We start from the raw sequence: 20,761 nt of genomic DNA, 5'->3' as shown, positions 1-20,761 counted from the left end.
ACCATGTGTGGAATCGTTGGTGCCGTCGCCGAGCGCAACATCACAGCCATCTTGATCGAAGGCCTCAAGCGTCTTGAGTACCGTGGGTACGACAGCGCCGGCCTGGCCGTCCTCACCCAGAACGGTGAGCTGCAGCGCCGCCGCCGTATCGGCAAGGTCAGCGAGCTGCAAGCCGCTGTTGCCGCCGAGCCATTGGCCGGCCAGCTGGGCATCGCCCACACCCGCTGGGCCACCCACGGTGCGCCGACCGAAGGTAACGCCCACCCGCACTTCTCGGGCAGTGATGTGGCCGTGGTGCACAACGGCATCATCGAGAACCACGAAGAACTGCGCGAAGAGCTGAAAGACCTTGGCTATGTCTTCACTTCGCAGACCGATACCGAAGTCATCGTTCACCTGATCCACCACACGCTGAAGAGCATCCCGGACCTGACCGATGCCCTGAAGGCTGCGGTGAAGCGCCTGCATGGCGCTTATGGCCTGGCGCTGATCAGCGCCAAGCAGCCCGACCGCCTGGTAGCCGCACGCAGCGGCAGCCCGCTGGTCATCGGCCTGGGTCTGGGCGAGAACTTCCTGGCTTCCGACCAGCTGGCCCTGCGTCAGGTCACCGACCGCTTCATGTACCTGGAAGAAGGCGACATCGCCGAGATCCGCCGCGACCAGGTCTCCATCTGGGATCAGGACGGGCACAAGGTCCAGCGTGAAACCGTGCAGTACCACGAAGGTGCTGAAGCCGCCGACAAGGGCGCCTACCGCCACTTCATGCTCAAGGAAATCCACGAGCAGCCAAGCGTGGTGCAGCGCACCCTGGAAGGCCGTCTGGGCAAGGACAACGTGATGGTCCAGGCTTTCGGCCCGAAGGCTGCCGAACTGTTCGCCAAGGTGCGCAACGTGCAGATCGTTGCCTGCGGCACCAGCTACCACGCCGGCATGGTCGCCCGTTACTGGCTGGAAAGCCTGGCCGGCATCCCGTGCCAGGTGGAAGTGGCCAGTGAGTTCCGTTACCGCAAAGTAGTGGTGCAGCCGGACACCCTGTTCGTCTCCATCTCGCAGTCTGGCGAAACCGCCGATACCCTGGCCGCGCTGCGCAACGCCAAGGAACTGGGCTTCCTCGGCAGCCTGGCGATTTGCAACGTCGGTATCAGCTCGCTGGTACGTGAGTCGGACCTGACCCTGCTGACCCTGGCCGGCCCGGAAATCGGCGTGGCCTCGACCAAGGCCTTTACCACCCAGCTGGTATCGCTGATGCTGCTGACCCTGGCCCTGGGCCAGGTGCGCGGTACCCTGGAAGCTGGCGTCGAAGCCGAGCTGGTTGAAGAACTGCGCCGCCTGCCGGCCCGCCTGGGCGAAGCCCTGGCCATGGACGCCACCGTCGAGAAAATCGCCGAGCTGTTCGCCGACAAGCACCACACCCTGTTCCTCGGCCGTGGTGCGCAGTACCCGGTGGCGATGGAAGGTGCACTCAAGCTCAAGGAAATCTCCTACATCCACGCCGAAGCCTACCCGGCAGGCGAGCTGAAGCACGGCCCGCTGGCGCTGGTGGACAACGACATGCCGGTGGTTACCGTTGCGCCGAACAACGAGCTGCTGGAGAAGCTGAAGTCCAACCTGCAGGAAGTGCGTGCCCGTGGTGGCGAGCTGGTGGTGTTCGCCGACGAGCAGGCCGGGATGACCAATGGCGAAGGTACCCATGTGATCAAGGTGCCACACATTGCCGACGCCCTGGCGCCGATCCTGTACACCATCCCGCTGCAGCTGCTGTCGTACTACGTGGCCGTGCTCAAGGGCACCGACGTGGACCAGCCGCGTAACCTGGCCAAGTCGGTTACGGTCGAGTAAGCCAGAAGCCGGGGCGCTTCGCGTGATTCTGTGGAATTAAAGCAGTCGCCCAACAATTAAAACTGTCGCCGGTAGAGGGGAAGCGCTCGCTCCCCTTCATCGGGCGGTACACCAGCCTCCCCGCGTGATCCCTCCCTACCTTGTACTGGCGTTTTCACATGCCCCTCTCGATTCTGCCTGATGAAACTCTTCCGTCATACGTGAGAAGGAACCTGCTGCTCTATTGGGCCGAGCCCAAGGCAGAGATCTTCGAAGCCCTGCGTACCCGTCATGTGATAAAGACGGCCGAAGTGAGAAGGCTCGCAGAAGCCATCGGCTGGCCTGGGTGCTATGGGTTCAATCGGCTTGTTCACAATCACACGCTGAACGCAGCGTTTCACGTCATCAAAAGTGACTGGGATGTTGCCTACTCAGGCACTCGGTACCTTTCTGAGGGGGAGCACTTCAGTGAGTGGGATGCTTCCTTCTGCCCTGAATGCGTTAGGGAAGACCTCAAAATCCACGGGTTTTCATACTGGAGGCGCTATGGCGCGTCAAAGGTGTCGGTGTGCCCCAAGCACAACGCTGTCTTGATTAGGGATTGTCCTTTTTGCGGTAAGTCGTTCACTCGCATGGATCATGACCTCGATGTGATGTGGCGCACTTGCGGCGGCCGGCATCTCGCCGAAGCTGAGGTGGTTGCTAACCATGACCCATTGGCGCTCAAGCGTGCTGAGGTCTACCAGCGATTGTGTAGGTCGCCCCATATCATCTCTGGTTTGCATGCCGCCAAGGTGCTGCTAGATAAGGCCACCGCTTTGAGCCCGCAGCTCAATGGCGAGGAAAGGTCAAAAATGCAGGCGATAGCCTCAACCATGAGCGATCTTGTACAGAGGTTCGCCGATGTGCCATCACCGAGCCTTGAAAGTCGAGCTGGGACCATCACAGCAGTATTCATTCATGCTGTCGTGGCGCTATATGACAGCTATGACGATTTCGAACGTGAATTAATGTCCCTAGTGGGAAGCACTCGATGCACTGATTCGCTCTGGAGCAGCTATCGGATAGAGGACACAAAGTATGTCCACTTCGTAGAAGAAGACTACGTGCAGGGTTTGGGGGTTTGGTCCAGCCCGCGCATTGTGTTGGGTGACGTGGTGGTCCAGGTAGGTTGGCCTTGGCCTACATCCAAGCACGATCCCTGCTGCAACACCCCGCTGTCTATTCATGAAGGATCATCACAGCGGAATACTACCGTCGCTGCTTCGCCCAGCATTCCCAAGATCGGTTTAGCAAACGCGCGAGCTATCGGGATCATAAAATAGACGCCGCAGGTCCTCACCCGCTGCGACGCCTAGCGTTGGCAGCCAATGTTCTACACCCGAATCGGTACCCGAACAGGTAGAGGGGTATGGACCCAGTTGCGCAAGCTCAGAGCTTTCAGCCCTGCGGCCCTTACCTTTGGGTCTCTATCGAGGGAGCGCAAAGTTACAATTATGTTGACCGGCAAGGCCTCCGTCAGCTCAGGCTCGTATGCACGCAGGCGGGCTTTGGCTTGTAGCCCCCATTGTTTGACCGCTGTACCGTTGGGGAAGGTCGCTCGATGCACCTTCACAGGTGACCATTTACCTCCAGCGCTTATTTGAGCGATCTCATATCCGCTCTGGCCTTCATCGCTGTCCATCGGAACCATGCCTTGGATGGTATCTCCCGTTATCGCACCGAAGCTCAACTCAACGTTTGCGCGCACATATTCGCTGCCCGAGTTGGGGTCCAGTGGGGGCGCATATGCCGCCGTGATGATCACTTCGCCCCGAAATTTGCCGTCCTCAATCAAAACATCGGGGATCGGATAAGGCGTTTTCCGCCAGCGCATGTTGCCTGGTACAAGATTCGCCTGGAAAACGAGGGTGAAACTGTCGTCTGAATCGTAAAGGGCTTTCAGTACGTCTTCAGGCCGGCCTGCACCTAGATATCGGCGGTGGTAAGAATCGTAATCAGGCGAAGAGAGCTGCGCTGCATGGATCATCAATGCCTTGACCAACGAAGGCGACGGATTTAGCGATGGACGCCCAGCCACCGCTTGCCATGCGTGGGCTGCCATGCACGATGCGAGAGGGGCGGCGTAACTCGTACCAAAACCCAAGCGCAGTTGATTGTCGGGCCACAAGACTTTGAGGCTAGCGGAGCCGGCGTTCCACGGAGCATGTACTCCTCCGCCCACATGCGTGATGTCTGGCTTCGGAGTGAAGACTGGGCCAGGACCACAACGCGAGTAAGGTGCCGGGTGGCCAACAGCGCTGAGCGTGCCTGCAGCATCAATGTGGGATATCGAACCCACAGTCAAAGCACGAACCGACTCCCCTGGACTCGAAATACGATCGGCAAGCGGCGAAAACTTTTGCCATTCACGCCTAGGGAGGTCGTTGTAGTTGCCGGCAGCTACTACGAAGAGAACCTGGTACTTATCGCTGAGTTGGTCCAGCGCCATGGCAATGTCACTGAAGTGGTTGTCGTCGCAAGCCTCACCACCAATCGATATGTTCCATACCTTCACATCCGGGCGCTTCTTCACGGCCGACTGAAGTCGCACCTCCAGATCGGACATGTAAGAGCCAGAAACTTCCAAAGCACAGACGTCATGTACGTACGCTGGCGTTGATGGGATCCAAGCGTGCTTATCGTTGAAGAATGCCCCTCCGGCGACCAGAGAGGCTACCGCTGTTCCATGCTCATAATTGGTGTCTGGAGGTAGGACGTAGGGATCCCTCGATTTGACGAAGTGCTCAATCAGCTTCGCATCCGAGCTCACACCGGAGTCGAAGACGGCCACCGTGGGCAGCGTGACGGGTTGTGGAGTTGGCTGAGCTTGGGTGGCTACCGCGCCGCTCATTGGCATTTGGACAGTTGTAACGGGAAGGAAAAGCTTTTCCGCGTAAATAGTTCGAATGCCAGGGAAATCCAGTATCTGCTCAAGAGCATCGTCTTGGATCTTGTCCAGGTCTCGAATGCCAAAGATCGGCAGGCCACGTCCTTGGTCGATTTGGACGAACGGCAGCGATAGGGACTTCAAGATCCGCACTAGGGTCTCGTAATTGAACGCGTTGAAGCTGCCCTGTTGATACTGAAAGAGTCGCAGTACTGCACGACCATTTTCCAGGAGCCGGTGGCTTCCTTCCGGGTTTCGTCGTTGGCGATCCCAAGGCTCAATGGATTCGATCACACTCAGTTGGGATCGAATTTTCTTGGTGTTGCGGTGCAGGATCACACGATCAAACACGTCCAGACTGTTGGCAGAGGCCCCAACGAGCATCTCGTCAATCTGACCATGGCCAGCCGGCTGTAGCTTCGCTTCCTCTGCGACCAAGATGGGGCGGTGGGTTTTTGCGATTCCCTTTTCCCGCAGCTTGAGTACCAGGTGCGTCAAAGCCTGGGGATGAAGCACCTGCTCGCGGGAGAGCGCCGATGAAGCACCTGCGAGTGTTCTTGAGAGTGCCTGACGGTAAGCGGCGTTGACCTCTACGAGCTCTTTGCCCCCACCGCCACCGCCACCCTCAATTGACGAGAGATCCCCAGGCTGAAACGGGACATGTATGAACGGATTCTCAACCCTCGCATTCAACAGCGGTTGCGCGGGCGTGTTCTTGCGGGCCACTACTGGTCTCCTCCTTGAGGATCTTCGTGATTTGCCTAGTCGACAGGTCGTACAGCCTTCCCAATGTTCTCAGGGAAAAGTACTTTGGTGCCCATCCATTAAGCCACCGAACTTCTGACTCGACAGTAGATAGCACTCGGCCACCAGTAAGTGCAAGATTTAAACCTAGGCGTCGGATGAGTTGGTTTTCATCGACGCTGGATGCGTTCGACAAAACAGCCCCGCGCTTGGTATCGAGGCAGACCTGTTCAATGTTTGCCCCGGTGATTCCGTCAGACAGCTGAGCTAGGACATCCAGATCCAACTGCTCGGCGCTGAACGGCTCCAGGTATTGTTTCCACAGCATTCGGCGCAATGCCAGGTCAGGCTCAGCCATAGGAATTCGGAAACTGAAACGGCGCCAGATAGCTGGGTCGAGCAACTGATCGTGATTGGTTGCAGCGACCAGAATGGTGCTCTCTGGGATGGCGTCTATGTTCTGCAGCAGTGCAATCACCACTCGCTGGAGCTCCCCGACATCACGCTCGTTCCCCCGAGCCCCCGCTAAGGCATCGAACTCATCTAGGAACAGGACACAGGGGCGCTGTTGGGAGTATTCGAACACCCTACGGAGGTTCCGGCTGGTCTGTCCCAGCAGACTGCTCACAAGCGTGTCGCACCGGACCGTTAGAAGTGGCAATTCAAGGTGCCCGGCGATATACCGGGCAAGCTTAGTTTTCCCGGTACCGGGCGGGCCGTACGCCAGCAAGCGGCTCGGCATGGCAGCGCCCACGCGTGCAAGGTCGTCGTATCGGCGGATATTTGCCAGAAACTCCTGGATTCGATTCTCGACAGCACTGGGCAGCAGCAACGAGCCTTTATCAAGCGAAGGGGTGCTTACGTCCACCGTATGCAAATGGCTTTCACCATCTGTAGGCAGGTTGGAGAAGCTGAAACCATGGGCAGCATCCTGGGCACTGGCTAGCGCTGCAGGAGCCCGCGCAAGGCGCTCTCTGATCATTCGGGCTTGTCGCTTGTCGCCGTCACTCTCCAGTTTGTCTGCCAGGAGGCCGGCATAATTCGAGGCCATGCTGGCATTCGCCTTGAGAGCTCCGTCCAGGATCTTCAAGATTTCTGAGAGGTATTCCACGGGATGATTCGCTCAAAGGGTTATCTGTTTCGGATTTCGGCGTGAGTGTAGCGTATCTGGTCAAATTCGTTTCGCATTACTGTCCTTCTGATTCACTATAGTGACCTGTGGAAATTTGCATTTCTGTCGTAAGGTGGCGGCGCCCTAGGGCTATGGCCCGGCGAGCGATGCCGATGGGATTGGCTTTTTTGAGGCAGGTATGGAGCAGAACGACCAAATCGAGCCGCTACTGGCGACCGTGCATACTCTCTTGCGAGCAGATGGTGCGGATGATGCTGCCGAGATCGTGCAGAAATACCCCGCCGCAGCGGAGCAGACGGGGTATGACAATTGGAATGGCGGCACCAACTACTGGCACATCCAGTTCAAGATGCCTGCTTCTGACTATGCTCGCCTTGGCGCGAAACGCAGCCAGCTGGAAGAGCAGATTACAGCCAAGCTACGCACCGTTACCGAGCATCAGGAGAATGATTGCTACTCTGCAGTGATCGTCCCAGACAGGGAGTTCCGCGCTGATTGGCGGTCGTCGAGTCAGTCAGAACTGCCTAAAAAGGTGCGACAAAACATCTTGGATGGTCTGCGCCTGGATGATGTCGACTGGAGCGGGCGGCTCAACGATGTGGAATTTTTGAGCCGGTTGTACGATCTGGAAGAAATGCCATCCACGGATAGCCGTTACAAGGATGCTGTTGGCGATATTTGGCAGCATCGCTGTAACAACGACGATTGGGAAAACGACTGGCTCTATAGCGACAGCCGCTTCCGCTTGGCTGAAGGGAGTGCCGATCACTTCCTACGTTTTTTGTGTGAAATGGTCCATCCCTTGGTGCGACCCGATCGAGATGACGCGCTCAAGCTGGCGGAGCAGTTCAATGATCAACTGAAGGGCGCCGGATGGGAGCTGTATCAGGCTGAACTCATTGCTGGCCGACCGAGATTTGCGTTTCGGTCTCTAGAGCATAATGGTGGCCGCTCGGTACTCCGTGCTAAAGCTGTTGCAGATGCACTGAATGCAGGCTGGATGGCCAAGCAAATCGAACGTCTAGAGCTCGCCGTGGATACCGACCCGGAGTTGGCGATCGGCACCGCTAAAGAGCTTGTGGAGACCTGTTGCAAGTCGATTCTCACCAAGCGTGGTATCGCCTTCACCAAGTCAGACGACATGGGTGACTTGACGAAGAAGCTCACCAAAGCTCTTCAACTTGTGCCAGAGGGCGTAAGTGATGCTGCCAAAGGGGCTGAGAACGTTCGACTGATACTGCGTAACCTCACGCAGATCACGAGCAATCTGACACAGCTAAGAGGACTTTACGGGACGGGACACGGAAAGGACGGCCAGTATCGTGGTCTTCAGCCGAGGCACGCTCGGTTAGCTGTTGCAGCGGCCGTCGCGTTTATCGACTTTGTGTCCGAGACGCACCGGCACCGGGAACACACGGAAAACGCCGAGAAAGCATGAACTGAGTAGGCGGTCCAAGGGGCTGACCGGCTAGGTTCAGCTCGACTGTTGCAGATGTTCAATTCGTCTGTAGGTCTCATAAAGCGAGATCATGTCCCCTTGGGCCATCACCTCCAGGGGAGAACGTCCTTCGAAGAAATCATTGGCATTCTCCAGGTTTGGGAACCCTTGAACGTTTTCTTGATTTTCAAAGACCGTTCGCAACGCGGCATGAATGTTGAGCACCAAGCTGATTCGCTGCTGCTGATCCAGATCAAGGCGTACGCTGGCGCTGGAATCCCGTGAGATCTTCTCGCGGGTCGCGGTGGATATGCGAAGAATGCTTCCGACCTGCTCGGTGGTCGCGTTCCATCCGTCAAGAATTCGCAGGGCTGTCCTTAACCCTACGGCCAATTGATTTTCAGTGAGCTCAGCATTGGCGCCCGTCATTTGAAATTTCTCCGTTACTGCGTATCTACAGCCAAAACCGGCGTTTGACTAGTTGATCATGAGGTCCGGTTTCCTCACCACAAGCTTCTTGCCCATCTTCTCACCAGTCCAGGCCATCTGGAAATGGATGCGGAGGATCATGAGGACTGGACGGCTTCAGTGCTGCAACCAGCCGGAGCACTCCCACTGCCTTTTCGAGCTGACGCGGTGATCTCTTGGAGAAAAGATCGGGTCAGCCCGTAGGCTTGTCTTTTTTGCAGAGCGCTGGCCAGCCTTGGAAGCGCCAAATAAATTTGCTGTTTTTTCAATGGAAGCTCATGAGACTTCAACAAGTAGTCAGCAGTCGATTTTAGAGCTTCTAGCAAATGCTGATCACGTTTGCTCCAATCAACGGCAGAGTGATTGCCGATCCTCCCGTTTGGTAGCTCTCCAAGTCTACTGTTCAGCCATTCCCTATCGTTTCGGTAAAGCCAGACATAGACTGTCGGGAGGCGGCATCTAATTTGCTTCGCGCTATCCTTTGAGAATCTCTTTACGGTATTTTCCCAGATCGACCTTCGTTCAAACTTTTCGTTAGACGTAGTTTTTTCTTTCCACGCATTGGCTACCGATGGCTCTGATCGCATCAATTTATTTAGAGTCGAAATCGTTATGCCGAAATCCTCACACAGGCTATGTTTTGATTGACCCTGAGAAAGTCTGAGTAAGATAGCAGCTCTGCTATCTTTTTTTAGAATCTTTGGTCGCCTGGCCGCTTTCAATATTTTATCTGAGGTGGGATTTATCTCTTTGACACGTTTAGCTTGATTAACAATGCCTGACGAAACATTTTTGGATGGCGTGTAAGAGTTGACTACCTGGTCGTGTAACTTGATGAAAGCAGCGAGGGATCCGAACAGCCAAGTGATGAGCGTGAGGTGCTTCAAGGGGTGGACGTGCCCCCTTGGACTGCGCACAAGCCCCCTCAAAAATGTGACGGCCTCCTCGGGGCTTCTGGGCATACAACTGAAGGGCTGGTAGGCCTGAAGCCCTTTGATGTGGAGCCAAAGCGCACTGGCAGCTGCCTCCTGTCCAGAACTGCGTTCACCGTACTGAGCCAACGCTGTCCTATACACAGCGTTGACAGCGCTTGGATCAAAAATCCTCTGACATCCGAAACCTGCTAAGCCGATGATGGCCTCGACAAGATCTTCCAGCACTTTCCGGGTCGCGGCTGTCGTTTCAATTCGAGGGGCAGGCAAGAGATCTTCTTCTTGGGGCAGTAACCACTCGAATTGGCCTGACCACTGTCTATTCTTTGTGCTTTCTCGGAGATACAAACCGTGTACAGGGCAAATTGTTACCCCTGGATACTGATGAGACAGATGCCAGTAGGCCACGCCGCCACATATACGGTCGCATACCATACACGCAGTGCACGCTTTTAATGGATGTTCTGCACCGAAGCGGTTTGTCAGCAAACCCAGGCGGTACTTCAGTGATCCCAATCTCGGGCCTAATAGTGCTTCCTTTGCAGCAAGCACATTTTCCTGAGACTGAAAGGGAAAGAAAAAGGGAGCAATGGTATGCTCGTTTATGATGGATTCAGGCGTACCCCAATTAGTGGTAACTTTATTCAAAGCGCCTAAATTATAATTAAAATCGTGAATATATCTTTTATGAGTGCCGAATAGCCACTCACAAGTAGCGGCTGAGTCAGTGCTACAAAGGTATACATGCTGCCTGCTGCAGATGCTGAAGAAAGTTTCGTCTTCGAGCCAGTTTAATGCAAATCGCACCATGGCTTTCACCATCGCTCAATACATCAGCTTTGCCGATTATCATAGTAGGAGGTCTTGAGTTACGCAAAAAATAACTGGGAATGATAATCGTTTGACACAATATATGATTCTCAGAATTGTATATTAAGGCCTTCTACGAGCTTGCATTTAGGCAACGTAAAAAAGAGGGCGTGCCTGCACTAAGTAACTTAATCCAGTTACCAACTTTTTATTGTCAGTTGGGAAAATGCAGCGGTACTATTGCCAGTTGTACAGACGCGGCACAATGGCCAGCATCAGGGCTGGCGTTCCACGCAACCGCTATTTTTCGAATGATAGGAGAACACATGACATCTAGGAGCTAGCCAAGAGAGCTAATAGAAGTCAGGTAGACAAAGACCCCAGTGCGACCTGGGGTCTCTGTGGATAAGTCAGTTTTCTAACCCTGACCCTTCCATTGTCTATCCCTTGCATGTGGGACGTCAAGTCCCGCACGACTTCGTTCATCCACAAGAAAGTTGGCGTTATCCACAGCGCAAGGTGCTGTCGGATGCCCGACTGGCAAGGGTTTGCTGCAGCTCTGACAAATTATCCCCAGTCAGCGCTGCGGCTGCTTTCCCCACGACAAAGGGAAGAAAGACATGAACAGGCAGCAGCAATTCGATCTCATCATGAGTCGACAAAGAGACTTTCAGTGGGGCGATCCGTACGTTCCTTCAACGTTGGCGGTTCCTCGAGAAGCCCCTAAAAAGTCTCGTATCTCGCGTCTGAACAGCCGAAAGCTCAATCGTGCTATCCATGCGATGTCGAATCCTGAGCGTGTTTTCATTCAGCTCGCTCTGCACTCTCCATGTTTGCTTGATATGCATGAGCAACGAATGCTCTCGCCATACGAAGCTCGCCACCCGCTGAGTGGCCATCCGCTTATGAAGGGTAGGTTCCCGCCGCCTGTTCGTGGCACTGTAGAAATCGCCAAGGAAATCGGGTTTAAGCATTTCGAAGTCACAGTGCGGGTTGGAGGTTTCTGGCGCCGGATGCCGTTCCCATATCAAGGGGACCTACTCCTCTATTTGCTGGGTGCCAATGGCGTCCCTTACGCCGTGAATTGGACGATCAAGGATCAAGGCGCTGCTTTCGGTGAGCGGCGTCTGTCCAGCCTGAAGACCCCGGCCCAGCAGCGGAAAGATCGAGATTACGCGGAAGGACGCGCTGAACTGGAGGCGGCTTACTATGCAAGTGCTGGCATCAGGACGGTGAAAGCGTCTTTGGACAGCATTGCTCCTACCGTACAGGCCAACCTCGGCCTGATTTTTCCGATGCATGGCTTGTCGCTGTCCCACCCCATAGAGCTGCTGTCCGATTTCAGTGCAGAGGTCAAAGAATTCATCGCCAAGGGTGAGCCCGCCTTTTTGGTGATTGCTAAATTTAGTAAACGCTGGGGGGCTCCTGGACAGTTTACGGCGCGTTTTTACCAAGACATTTGGGAAAGAAGGTTGAAGGTCAATTTCTTCCAGCCAATCCTCATTGATCACCCCCTGGAAACAGAGGGAGGTGATCTGCTGCAGGTATACGACTCGCTTTTTACGGAGCAAGTCTCATGATTATCGGCGCTCAGTTGATCGCACCCGAAGGGTTTGGGGAACTCTGCAAAGGTGTTACCTACTATTTTCTTGTCAACGATCCAAGCCATAACCGAGCTCGGCTAATAGAGTTCATCATTGGAAAAAATCCTGTTCCGATTCTAATAACTTTAACCTCAACTCAATTCGAGGAGGCGCTAGAGACCGGAGTACTTCTGGAGACCGGAGTGGTAGAAAAGTATCCGCCCTGGCTGAAACGTATCGAGGGTGTAGCCATATCCCACCTAGAGGAGTGTCGCGTTTCTGCCAAGGAATCCTATGACGAAAAGGTTAACCGTCGTTTCCTTGCGATATCTGACTTGGTGCGCGACACCCAAAAGATACTCATCAGCAAGAATCCAAACGCTGTGATCAATGCTCGCGCCAATGCCTCTATCCCTAGACAGAATGCTGCGCGGCTACGTCTGTGGTTCTACGCCTACATCACGTTTGGACGTAACAAGTGGGCGTTGATGCCACGAACTCACTGTATAGGTGGGTGGGACAGGACGGGACCAAATCGCACGGTAAAACTCGGACGGCCTTCACCTTTGGGTAAAAAGGCAGGATATCCCTGCGATTTGGAAATGCAGAAGAAAATATGCTCGGGCTATGTACGATTTACATCGCCATCCCATACTTGGCATAGAATTCGTCGTGAGATCCTTATCAATGAATTTGGGTGTCGTGCGATTGAAAAATCAGGGGACTATATGTTTAGTCATCCCGAGGGGCTTCCTTTTCCGTCTCTAGCACAGATTCAATATTGGATCAGAAAGAATTTCAGCTTGCGAAAGCGTGAAGTCGCGCAGAGAGGTGCGAACAAGGCGCGCGCTAGGGCAGGTGATAAAGGAAGTTTCTCAGAAAAATTGATTAATGTTAATCAGCTTTCTGAGTTCGATGGATACTATATCAGTGAAAAACTAAGCGGCCTGACTGAGGGAAGTGTAGTTGACTCCTTTTGTGTCGTTCGTGCAGTGTGCGGTGTATCAGGAGCGATCGTCGGAATTGGATTTTCCGAAGGCAGGGAAAATATGGAGTCCTATCGGATGTGTTTATTCTCCATGGCTTTGAATAAGGTCAAATTCTGTGAGCTTTTTGGCGTTGAGATCGCGCCCGAACACTGGCCCTGCGAGGGCTTATCCGGTAGCGTCGTCTTTGATAGAGGCCCCGGTGCAAATTATGATGTCGAGCCACAGATTAACTGGCTCGGTGAGCTTGAGCTAACTCCGGTATTTTCGGGTCAATCTAAATCGACAGTCGAGTCATCGCATCCACGCGATAAAAATGATCTGGAGCAGCCGGTAGTCGTCCAAAGCAAACTGAATTTCGTCACCATGGCCAGGCGGGAGATCAGGCAGGTGCTGGAGGACAACCTAGGGTCTGATGCTACCGGTAGAATGGAGGAGGCTCTAATTCTCGCGGGAGTAAAGGCCACACCTATCGGGGTTTGGAATTATTGGAGTGGACGTGGGCGTGATTCATCTATCGGAATGCAGTTCGAAACTGCCGTTAGATCCTTTCTTGCTCAGCATCCTGCAACCATCAAGCAAGACGCCGTATATTTTTATGGCCGAAAATATCGGTCGCCCGAACTAGAAGCTACAGGCGTTTTCGACCGAGTATCAAAAGACTCAGTGATTCAAACAAGTGTCTACGTGCTTACCATGTGTGTTCGCCATATTTGGCTTGATGTAAACGGTGTTTTGTACGAACTTGATATGGTGCGCACTATTAGGACCCTAGAGGGGGAAAGAGATATCTCTTTGCGTAAGCTACAAGAGATTGACGGTCTCAGGCGCGCTGAGGTAGCTAAAATAATGGATCAGAGAGCGGCGTTGCAGCAGGTCCAGCGGGACGCTTTCAAGCATGAAACGGGAGAGGATTGGCAGGCTGTTAAGCGCATTAAGGGACGGCCGTCCAAAAGCGCAGCTTCAAAGCGTGATAAATCGGATTTCGATAGAAGCCGAGGAAAGTAGAGATGACCGGCTCACTGCAAGAACGCTTCACTTTCGCTATGGATAATGAATTTGTCCGGAAAGCAATTACTGTGAAGCCTGATCCCGTTTCTTCGCTAGCTGACGCGGAGCCATTTATGGCGGCAACAATACTAGCCGATGCATTGAAGCAATCGTTCATACCTAATCAATTTTCCCTAGATTTTATACATGAAATGGTTGGCCGAGCTTTTACGCATCATTGCTATGTTTTTCCAAACGAGGCCGAGCACCAGGCGAAGATTTATAATCCTCCTATGACGGAGGTTGTACCAATATGCCTAACGGGTTTGGCAGGATTGGGTAAGAGTCGAACAATTGATGCTTTGAAAAAAGTAATGCCGGTGCCATCTGAGTATCATTCGCCATACTTTGGCGGAGCTCTCACTCTAGAATCCTACTGGTACGCGAGTGCGGAAGGCAAGGAGAGCGGCAAGAGCTTGCTATTGTGGTTTTTGTTTGGGGGCTCAGATCGCAAAAGTGGTAATTTTGATAGGTTACTGCTTGAGTGTCGGCGCCGTGCATACAGGGATATAGTTTCATTGCTATTACTTGATGAAACTCAGCATATCAGCTTAGGTTTAGGTACAGCGAGGATCGTTACTATCCTGCTGACATTGATGCGAATAGGCCCGCCCGCAGTTTTCGTATCTAACTTCAGCCTTGGGCATAAGCTCTTCAAACGCAACAATGAGGACAAGCAGCGTTTACTCCCCGAACCTCGGATCATGCTGCCCGATGAGGTTGGCAGTAAGGACTGGAAGGCATATGCAGATGAGTGCGTAAGGGTCTGCGGCGGTCATATCCGCACCCGAGGAAGAGATTTTGCCGCAGAGCTCCATCGATACACATTCGGGATTAAGCGGATTGCGGTGCATCTTTTGAAGCAGGCATACATCGAAAGTCGAAAATCTGGTCGGGCCTGGATTGAGATGGATGACCTCGGTAGCGCCTTTCGTTCTGCGGAGTTTTCCGCCAATGCGGGCGATGTCCAAGCTCTCCATAATTTGGCATTAGGTGAACGACGATTGCAGAAGGCTCGCTCCGATTTGTGGTGTCCGTTTGATCTGCCGACGGCTTATACGAGTAGCGTTGCACAGTCGGCCATTGCCGAGCGAGATAGACAGGTGGTCGAAACGATCTTCGATTCTGCCCTCAACGCGGAAGAGCGCGCCGCGAAGGCGCAAATTGTTCAGCCTAGTGACAAAAGGCCTAGCAAGAGCTCTCGGAGGCCGCCTGCAGCAAAGCTGAGTGAGGAGGATCAGAAGAAACTGTTCTTCGAATATGAATGCAGGGGTCAGAAGCCTGCTAAGCAGCAAACGCGCTGAGAAAAATTCCATTAAGTATAGGGTGGCTATCCATTTGCCGTCTTCAGGTGGTCAAGCCCAGAGGTGGTGCTTGATCACCTGGCCCCCCGGTGATGACGTTGAGGCAAAGCACGTTCTATCCCGCTCGAACGATTGTGGAATCTAAGGCTACCGGATAGCTTGTAGATCACTGACGATAGCTCTCACAGAGACGCCGACATGTCCCTTGCAGCTCAAGAGCGTAGTGCTCTCTCAGCGTTACTTGCACGCACAGCTGACAATTCTGCTTTCTACACGCTGCTCACAGCGGCTGACGGGTTGCGCGAGATCAATGAGCTGGCAGGCCTTACGGCTGACCCTCGGTATCGTTTGGTTCGTGTTGATCGTCGGCTGGGACCGGCAAAGAATGAGTTCGAAATCGCCCTGGTCGACGATATCGAGATGTCAGTGGCCTTTTACGACAAGGTCACGCTCGTGTCTGTCCCAGGAGTCAGTAGCCGACTCCTTGCGCGCAACTCAATCTGGCGATCGGCGAGTAGCCGTCATTCCCTAGCTCTCCGCGATATTTCACAGAAGGTGTTTTTCAACTACATCGTTCAGCACTACGACATCTTTCTAGCAGCGGACACGATGACAGATGGCGGCAATTTTAATTGGCACCGCCAGGTCTCTAGGGCGATTGAGAACGGTCTCTACGCCTTCGTCTACGACCCGACGACGCAAGCCCTTCAGTCAATTCCAACGCAGGGCGCGCTCAACGATTTACTGGATCTGGCATGGTCTGATGCCAATCATGAGGCCTTGCGAGCCGTTATCTCGCTTTCTCCTCTGGCCAGTCGTCTGGAAATAAAAGATAAGCCCTTGTAGCGCTCCCTGTAGGTTTTGAAAGCTGGTGACCGTTGCAGAGGACCTACGTCAAGTCACTTACTGCAGCATCTGAGATGATGGGGCTTGACCATGGTCCGGAGGGAGTGAAATGAAAGCCCATGCAGAGCGCTTGTGGGATGTAGTCATCATTGGCGGAGGACAAGCCGCGCTGGCAACGGCGTACTTCCTGCGCCGAACAGATCTCTCGTTCATCATCCTTGATGCCGAGCAGGGCCCCGGCGGTGCTTGGCGACACGGCTGGAATTCCTTGCGGCTGTTCTCACCGGCCACCTGGAGTTCCATTCCCGGTTGGATGATGCCACCTGTCCAGGATGGCTATCCGTCTCGCGAGCATGTCATCGACTACCTCACCCAGTATGAGGCGCGCTATCAGTTTCCAATCGAACGGCCTGTGCGCGTCACCTCGATCGAGCGCGTTGCCAGCGCTCTACGTGTCCATTCAGAGTCTGGCCATTGGGATGCCAAAGCTGTGGTCAGTGCCACAGGTACCTGGAGCAACCCGAACATACCTGGCTACCCCGGCGCTGAGCTGTTCCGTGGCCAACAGCTGCATTCGGCGGACTACGTTGAACCTCAGGCCTTCTCTGGCAAGCGCGTGCTGGTCGTTGGCGGCGGCAACTCCGGCGCGCAGATTCTCGCAGAGGTTTCCAAAGTAGCGGACGCGACCTGGGTAACCCCCACCGATCCACTCTTCCTACCTGACGATGTAGATGGCCGAGTGCTGTTCGAGCGGGCCACGGAGCGCTGGAAAGCGCAGATGGAGGGGCGTGTCATTGAGCAGCCGGTCGGTGGGTTGGGCGACGTGGTCATGGTCCCGCCTGTGGTGGAGGCGCGTGAGCGAGACGTTCTGCACGCGGTTAGACCCTTCGTTCGTTTCACCCCTGACGGTGTGGTCTGGGCAGACGGCTCGGAGACCGCAGTGGATGCGGTGATCTGGTGCACGGGGTTCAAACCCGCCTTGGGACACCTCGCCAGCCTTGGGGTTGTTACTGAGCAAGGACGTGTAGAGGTCGAAGGGACCCGATCTGTGAGTGAGCCCAGGCTGTGGCTGGTCGGCTATGGCGAGTGGACAGGTTCTGCATCAGCAACCTTGATCGGGGTGACCCGCACAGCGCGCAGTACTGCAGCTGAAATCGAGCAGGTTGTGGTGAAAGCGGAGGCCTGATGGCCTCCGCATTTCCTCACTGATCAGTTTGCCTGGTGTGCCATTTCACTGTGCCTGGGCAGTGCGATTGAGATGAGTGCGGCGGCCAACACGAAGATGCTGGAAACCCACAAACAAGCCTCCAACCCATAGGCCTGAAACACCCAACCTGACAGCAGCGTGCCGACCAGGCGACCCAGGGCGTTGGACATGTAGTAGAAGCCCACATCCAGGGAGACGCCGTCTTCCTTGGCGTAGCTGACGATCAGGTAGCTGTGCAGCGATGAGTTCACGGCGAACAGCACGCCGAACAGCATCAACCCACCCAGCAACACTATCTGCGCCGACCAGCCTGCCGACAGACCCACGGCAATGAGCGCAGGCAGCCCGGCCAGGGCGATTGCCCAGACGAAGGCGGCTCGGCCGTCGGGCACATGACCACGCTTCTTGCCGGTGATGTGGGGGGCAAACGACTGGACGATGCCATAGCCGATGACCCACGCGGCCAAGAAGCCACCGACCAGCCAGAAATCCCAGCCAAACGCAGAGCTCAGGTACACCGGCAGAGCCACCACGAACCAGACATCCCGCGCACCGAACAAAAACAGCCGTGCAGCCGAGAGGATGTTGATGGCCCGGCTCTTGGACAGCATGTCGCGGAACTTCGGCTTTGCCTTGGCCTTGCCCAAGTCCTTTTTCAGCAGGATCAGACTGCCGATCCAGATCAGGGCCAGCACCGCCGCCATGGCCAGTACCGCCTGGCTAAAACCGAGCAGCGCAAGCAGTGCTCCCCCGAGGAAGAAACCCACGCCTTTGAGCGCGTTTTTCGAGCCCGTCAGGATGGCCACCCATTTGTAGAGGGTGCCTTGCTGGCTGTCCGGCACCAGGAGCTTGATGGAGCTCTTGGCGCTCATCTTGTTCAGGTCCTTGGCGATGCCGGAGAGCGCCTGGGCGGCCATCACCCACGGCACCGTCAATGAGGCTGCTGGTACCGTGAGCATCAGCAGGGCAACGACCTGCATGCCAAGGCCGATGTTCATGGTGCGGTTGAGCCCCAGGCGGGCGCCGAGGTAGCCGCCCACCAGGTTGGTGATCACGCCGAACACTTCGTAGAACAGGAACAGCGCCGCGATCTGCAGCGGCGTGTAGCCCAGCGAATGGAAGTGCAGTACCACCAACATGCGCAATGCGCCGTCGGTGAGGGTGAAGGCCCAGTAGTTGCCGGTTACCAGCAGGTACTGACGCACTTCCGCAGACAGGGCTGAGAACGCCTTCATGATCGCCGTTTACTCCGCTGCGCCGACCAAGCGTGCCAGTTCCGCTGCACGGTTGGCGTAGCCCCACTCGTTGTCGTACCAGGCGTAGATCTTCACCTGGGTGCCGCTGACTACCATGGTCGACAACGCATCGATGATTGAGGACCGTGGATCGGTGCGGTAGTCGATGGACACCAGAGGGCGTTCTTCGTAGCCCAGGATGTCCTTAAGCGGCCCTTCGGCAGCGGCTTTCAGCAGCGCGTTGACCTCTTCAGCCGTCGTCTCACGTTCCACTTCGAACACGCAGTCGGTCAGCGAGGCGTTGGCCAGCGGTACACGCACGGCGTGACCATTCAGCTTGCCGCGCAGTTCGGGGAAGATCTCGGCGATTGCGGTGGCCGAGCCTGTGGTGGTCGGGATCAGGCTCATGCCTGAGGCACGGGCACGACGCAGGTCCTTGTGCGGTGTATCGAGGATGCTCTGGGTATTGGTGAGGTCGTGAATGGTGGTGATCGAACCGTGGCGGATGCCTAGGTTCTCGTGAATCACCTTGACCACCGGGGCCAGGCAGTTAGTGGTGCAGGAGGCGGCGGTGACGATACGATGCTGCGCCGGCTCGAACAGGTGCTGGTTGACGCCCATCACCACGTTCAGTGCGCCTTTCTCCTTCACTGGAGCGCAGACAACCACACGTTTGACGCCCTGATCCAGGTAGGCCTGGAGCACGGCTACCGACTTCATCTTGCCGCTGGCCTCGATGACCAGGTCGCAGCCCGACCAGTCGGTGTCCGCGATGGTCTTGTTCGCGGTGACCTTGATGTGCTTGCCCTCGATCACTACCGCGTCGCCTTCTGCGCGGGCTTCACGGTGCCAGCGTCCGTGGATCGAATCGAAGTTGATCAGATGGGCATGGGTCTCGGCGTCACCGGCCGGGTCATTGATCTGCACAAACTCGAATTCCGGCCAGTCCCAGGACGCGCGAAGCGCCAAGCGACCAATACGGCCAAACCCATTGATACCTACTTTGATAGCCATGCTCTTGTTCTCGGATCGCGATTAGCAAAAGGTCAGAGGGTGTCGTTGAACTGGTTGATGTACCCAACGTGCGCAGGGTTCTGGATCGCACGTGGGCGCAGGGCCTGGACCTGGGCAACAGCTTCCTGCACAGGAATGCCGCACTCGATCATCAGGCGGGCCGCAAACAGGCCGGTGCGGCCAGAGCCGCCCTTGCAGTGAATAGCGATCGTCTTACCGGTCATCACCAGCTCTTTCAGGCGATCCCGGTGAGTTTCCCAGGCGGCAGCAAACGGCTCACCGGGTGCTTCGTCGTCCTCGACCGGCAGGTGAAACCATTCGAGGCCCAGCAGTTGGCACTCCTCGGGAAGCAGATCGATCTCGTTCTGCAGCAGTTCTTCACTCGGCATCAGGGTTACCAGCGCGCTCGCGCCGGCATCGCGCAGCGTTGCCAGAGCCTGAGATACCGATGTCTCCTTGGTACCGGGGCACGGAGTGAAGATCAGCTGGCCGACCAGTTCGGAATTAGCCAACACGGAATACGGGTGCAATTGCATGCTCACAAAGCCTCAAATGGATCGTTGATTGACACGCTTGGATAGTTCTTCAGCCGACTCTTTACGTTCGGAGTAGCGATCGACCAGGTAGTCGGAGCGATCACGAAGCAGCAGGGTGAACTTCACCAGCTCCTCCATCACGTCGACGACACGGTCGTAGTACGAAGAGGGCTTCATGCGGCCCGACTCGTCGAATTCCAGGTAGGCCTTCGGCACGGACGACTGGTTAGGGATGGTGAACATGCGCATCCAGCGGCCGAGGACGCGCAGCTGGTTGACCACGTTGAACGACTGCGAGCCGCCGCAGACCTGCATCACCGCGAGGGTTTTGCCTTGAGTGGGGCGCACGGCGCCCATGCTCAGTGGAATCCAGTCGATCTGCGACTTGAACACGCCGGTCATTGCACCGTGGCGTTCTGGCGAGCACCAGACCATGCCTTCGGACCACAGCACCAGATCGCGCAGCTCCTTGACCATGGGGTGGTCATCGGGCACGTCATCCGCCAGTGGCAGCCCGGTCGGATTGAAGATCCGCGTCTCGGCACCGAAGTGCTCCAGCAGGCGTGCCGCTTCTTCCGTCAGCAGGCGGCTGAACGAGCGTTCGCGGGTCGATCCGTACAGCAGCAGGATGCGAGGCTTATGAGTGGACTTTTGCTCGACTGCCAGCTTGTCTGCTGTCGGCAGGTCGACCAGATCGTTGTCGATATTGGGGATGTGGTGTTCGGTCAT

At 55.5% G+C, this 20,761-nt stretch carries 16 protein-coding genes; 8 read left to right on the top strand and 8 right to left on the bottom strand.

The genetic code is table 11. The features are described 5' to 3' along the window. Positions 1-3: 3 nt before the first annotated feature. Together glmS and MKK04_RS26365 are read left to right on the top strand one after the other, a co-directional pair. Positions 4-1,839 carry a glutamine--fructose-6-phosphate transaminase (isomerizing) gene (glmS, locus tag MKK04_RS26370; protein WP_063912286.1) on the top strand — a complete coding sequence of 612 codons (1,836 nt, stop codon included), beginning with the start codon at positions 4-6 and terminating at the stop codon, positions 1,837-1,839. A gap of 158 nt (positions 1,840-1,997) precedes the next feature. Further along, a complete protein-coding gene (locus MKK04_RS26365) occupies positions 1,998-3,143 on the top strand; it encodes a TniQ family protein (protein WP_241106128.1) in 1,146 nt (381 codons plus the stop codon). A 50-nt stretch (positions 3,144-3,193) separates the two neighbouring features. On the opposite strand, the gene iteS is transcribed toward MKK04_RS26365, so the two are convergent. Further along, positions 3,194-5,473: a S8 family anti-phage peptidase IteS gene (iteS, locus tag MKK04_RS26360; RefSeq protein WP_241106127.1), complete on the bottom strand. Its 2,280-nt coding sequence runs from the start codon at positions 5,471-5,473 to the stop codon at positions 3,194-3,196. Continuing rightward, the gene (gene iteA, locus MKK04_RS26355; protein WP_019470297.1) at positions 5,424-6,602 is read right to left on the bottom strand and encodes an anti-phage ATPase IteA; all 1,179 of its coding nucleotides are present in this window, start codon (positions 6,600-6,602) and stop codon (positions 5,424-5,426) included. The genes iteS and iteA overlap by 50 nt, the downstream gene beginning before the upstream one ends. A gap of 199 nt (positions 6,603-6,801) precedes the next feature. Here iteA and MKK04_RS26350 point away from each other — a divergent pair, with 199 nt between their 5' ends. Continuing rightward, positions 6,802-8,061 (top strand): abortive infection family protein, encoded by a 1,260-nt coding sequence (locus tag MKK04_RS26350; RefSeq protein ID WP_019470296.1) that lies wholly within the window; start codon positions 6,802-6,804, stop codon positions 8,059-8,061. Between the two features lie 36 nt (positions 8,062-8,097). On the opposite strand, the gene MKK04_RS26345 is transcribed toward MKK04_RS26350, so the two are convergent. Together MKK04_RS26345 and MKK04_RS26340 are read right to left on the bottom strand one after the other, a co-directional pair. Continuing rightward, positions 8,098-8,490, bottom strand: a complete 393-nt coding sequence (locus MKK04_RS26345) for an antitoxin Xre-like helix-turn-helix domain-containing protein (RefSeq protein ID WP_241106126.1) — start codon at positions 8,488-8,490, stop codon at positions 8,098-8,100. A 137-nt stretch (positions 8,491-8,627) separates the two neighbouring features. Then, positions 8,628-10,271: a TnsD family transposase gene (locus tag MKK04_RS26340; RefSeq protein WP_241106125.1), complete on the bottom strand. Its 1,644-nt coding sequence runs from the start codon at positions 10,269-10,271 to the stop codon at positions 8,628-8,630. Between the two features lie 620 nt (positions 10,272-10,891). On the opposite strand from MKK04_RS26340, the gene MKK04_RS26335 reads away from it, so the two are divergent. The 5 genes from MKK04_RS26335 (at position 10,892) to MKK04_RS26315 (ending at position 17,226) form a co-directional block, all read left to right on the top strand. Then, the gene (locus MKK04_RS26335) at positions 10,892-11,851 is read left to right on the top strand and encodes a hypothetical protein (RefSeq protein ID WP_241106124.1); all 960 of its coding nucleotides are present in this window, start codon (positions 10,892-10,894) and stop codon (positions 11,849-11,851) included. Beyond that, positions 11,848-13,848, top strand: a complete 2,001-nt coding sequence (locus MKK04_RS26330) for a transposase (protein ID WP_241106123.1) — start codon at positions 11,848-11,850, stop codon at positions 13,846-13,848. The genes MKK04_RS26335 and MKK04_RS26330 overlap by 4 nt, the downstream gene beginning before the upstream one ends. Positions 13,849-13,850: 2 nt before the next feature. Then, positions 13,851-15,194 (top strand): transposase, encoded by a 1,344-nt coding sequence (locus MKK04_RS26325; protein WP_241106122.1) that lies wholly within the window; start codon positions 13,851-13,853, stop codon positions 15,192-15,194. A 198-nt stretch (positions 15,195-15,392) separates the two neighbouring features. Then, complete coding sequence (locus MKK04_RS26320) at positions 15,393-16,040, top strand: hypothetical protein (protein ID WP_241106121.1); 648 nt, start codon at positions 15,393-15,395, stop codon at positions 16,038-16,040. Positions 16,041-16,149: 109 nt separating this feature from the next. Next, positions 16,150-17,226: an ArsO family NAD(P)H-dependent flavin-containing monooxygenase gene (locus tag MKK04_RS26315; RefSeq protein WP_241106120.1), complete on the top strand. Its 1,077-nt coding sequence runs from the start codon at positions 16,150-16,152 to the stop codon at positions 17,224-17,226. Between the two features lie 23 nt (positions 17,227-17,249). Here MKK04_RS26315 and arsJ read toward each other — a convergent pair whose 3' ends face one another. The 4 genes from arsJ to arsH are packed head-to-tail and all read right to left on the bottom strand — an operon-like array spanning position 17,250 to position 20,761. After that, positions 17,250-18,482: an organoarsenical effux MFS transporter ArsJ gene (arsJ, locus tag MKK04_RS26310; protein WP_241106119.1), complete on the bottom strand. Its 1,233-nt coding sequence runs from the start codon at positions 18,480-18,482 to the stop codon at positions 17,250-17,252. Positions 18,483-18,491: 9 nt separating this feature from the next. Then, positions 18,492-19,496, bottom strand: a complete 1,005-nt coding sequence (locus tag MKK04_RS26305; RefSeq protein ID WP_241106118.1) for an ArsJ-associated glyceraldehyde-3-phosphate dehydrogenase — start codon at positions 19,494-19,496, stop codon at positions 18,492-18,494. Positions 19,497-19,528: 32 nt separating this feature from the next. Continuing rightward, positions 19,529-20,032: a cyclin-dependent kinase inhibitor 3 family protein gene (locus tag MKK04_RS26300; protein ID WP_241106117.1), complete on the bottom strand. Its 504-nt coding sequence runs from the start codon at positions 20,030-20,032 to the stop codon at positions 19,529-19,531. A 12-nt stretch (positions 20,033-20,044) separates the two neighbouring features. Then, positions 20,045-20,761: an arsenical resistance protein ArsH gene (gene arsH, locus MKK04_RS26295; RefSeq protein ID WP_241106116.1), complete on the bottom strand. Its 717-nt coding sequence runs from the start codon at positions 20,759-20,761 to the stop codon at positions 20,045-20,047.

The organism is Pseudomonas sp. LS.1a, assembly GCF_022533585.1.
Classification (GTDB): domain Bacteria; phylum Pseudomonadota; class Gammaproteobacteria; order Pseudomonadales; family Pseudomonadaceae; genus Aquipseudomonas.
The sequence above is the reverse complement of the archived record's forward strand: the minus strand, read 5'-3'. Positions and strand labels throughout refer to the sequence as shown.

Coding starts and splice junctions, on each gene's coding strand:
- MKK04_RS26365 (WP_241106128.1), top strand. CDS start 1,998: ATGCCCCTCTCGATTCTGCCTGATGAAACTCTTCCGTCATACGTGAGA.
- arsH (WP_241106116.1), bottom strand. CDS start 20,761: ATGACCGAACACCACATCCCCAATATCGACAACGATCTGGTCGACCTG.
- MKK04_RS26330 (WP_241106123.1), top strand. CDS start 11,848: ATGATTATCGGCGCTCAGTTGATCGCACCCGAAGGGTTTGGGGAACTC.
- MKK04_RS26300 (WP_241106117.1), bottom strand. CDS start 20,032: ATGCAATTGCACCCGTATTCCGTGTTGGCTAATTCCGAACTGGTCGGC.
- MKK04_RS26305 (WP_241106118.1), bottom strand. CDS start 19,496: ATGGCTATCAAAGTAGGTATCAATGGGTTTGGCCGTATTGGTCGCTTG.
- MKK04_RS26350 (WP_019470296.1), top strand. CDS start 6,802: ATGGAGCAGAACGACCAAATCGAGCCGCTACTGGCGACCGTGCATACT.
- MKK04_RS26325 (WP_241106122.1), top strand. CDS start 13,851: ATGACCGGCTCACTGCAAGAACGCTTCACTTTCGCTATGGATAATGAA.
- MKK04_RS26320 (WP_241106121.1), top strand. CDS start 15,393: ATGTCCCTTGCAGCTCAAGAGCGTAGTGCTCTCTCAGCGTTACTTGCA.
- MKK04_RS26315 (WP_241106120.1), top strand. CDS start 16,150: ATGAAAGCCCATGCAGAGCGCTTGTGGGATGTAGTCATCATTGGCGGA.
- MKK04_RS26335 (WP_241106124.1), top strand. CDS start 10,892: ATGAACAGGCAGCAGCAATTCGATCTCATCATGAGTCGACAAAGAGAC.
- MKK04_RS26340 (WP_241106125.1), bottom strand. CDS start 10,271: ATGGTGCGATTTGCATTAAACTGGCTCGAAGACGAAACTTTCTTCAGC.
- arsJ (WP_241106119.1), bottom strand. CDS start 18,482: ATGAAGGCGTTCTCAGCCCTGTCTGCGGAAGTGCGTCAGTACCTGCTG.
- MKK04_RS26345 (WP_241106126.1), bottom strand. CDS start 8,490: ATGACGGGCGCCAATGCTGAGCTCACTGAAAATCAATTGGCCGTAGGG.
- glmS (WP_063912286.1), top strand. CDS start 4: ATGTGTGGAATCGTTGGTGCCGTCGCCGAGCGCAACATCACAGCCATC.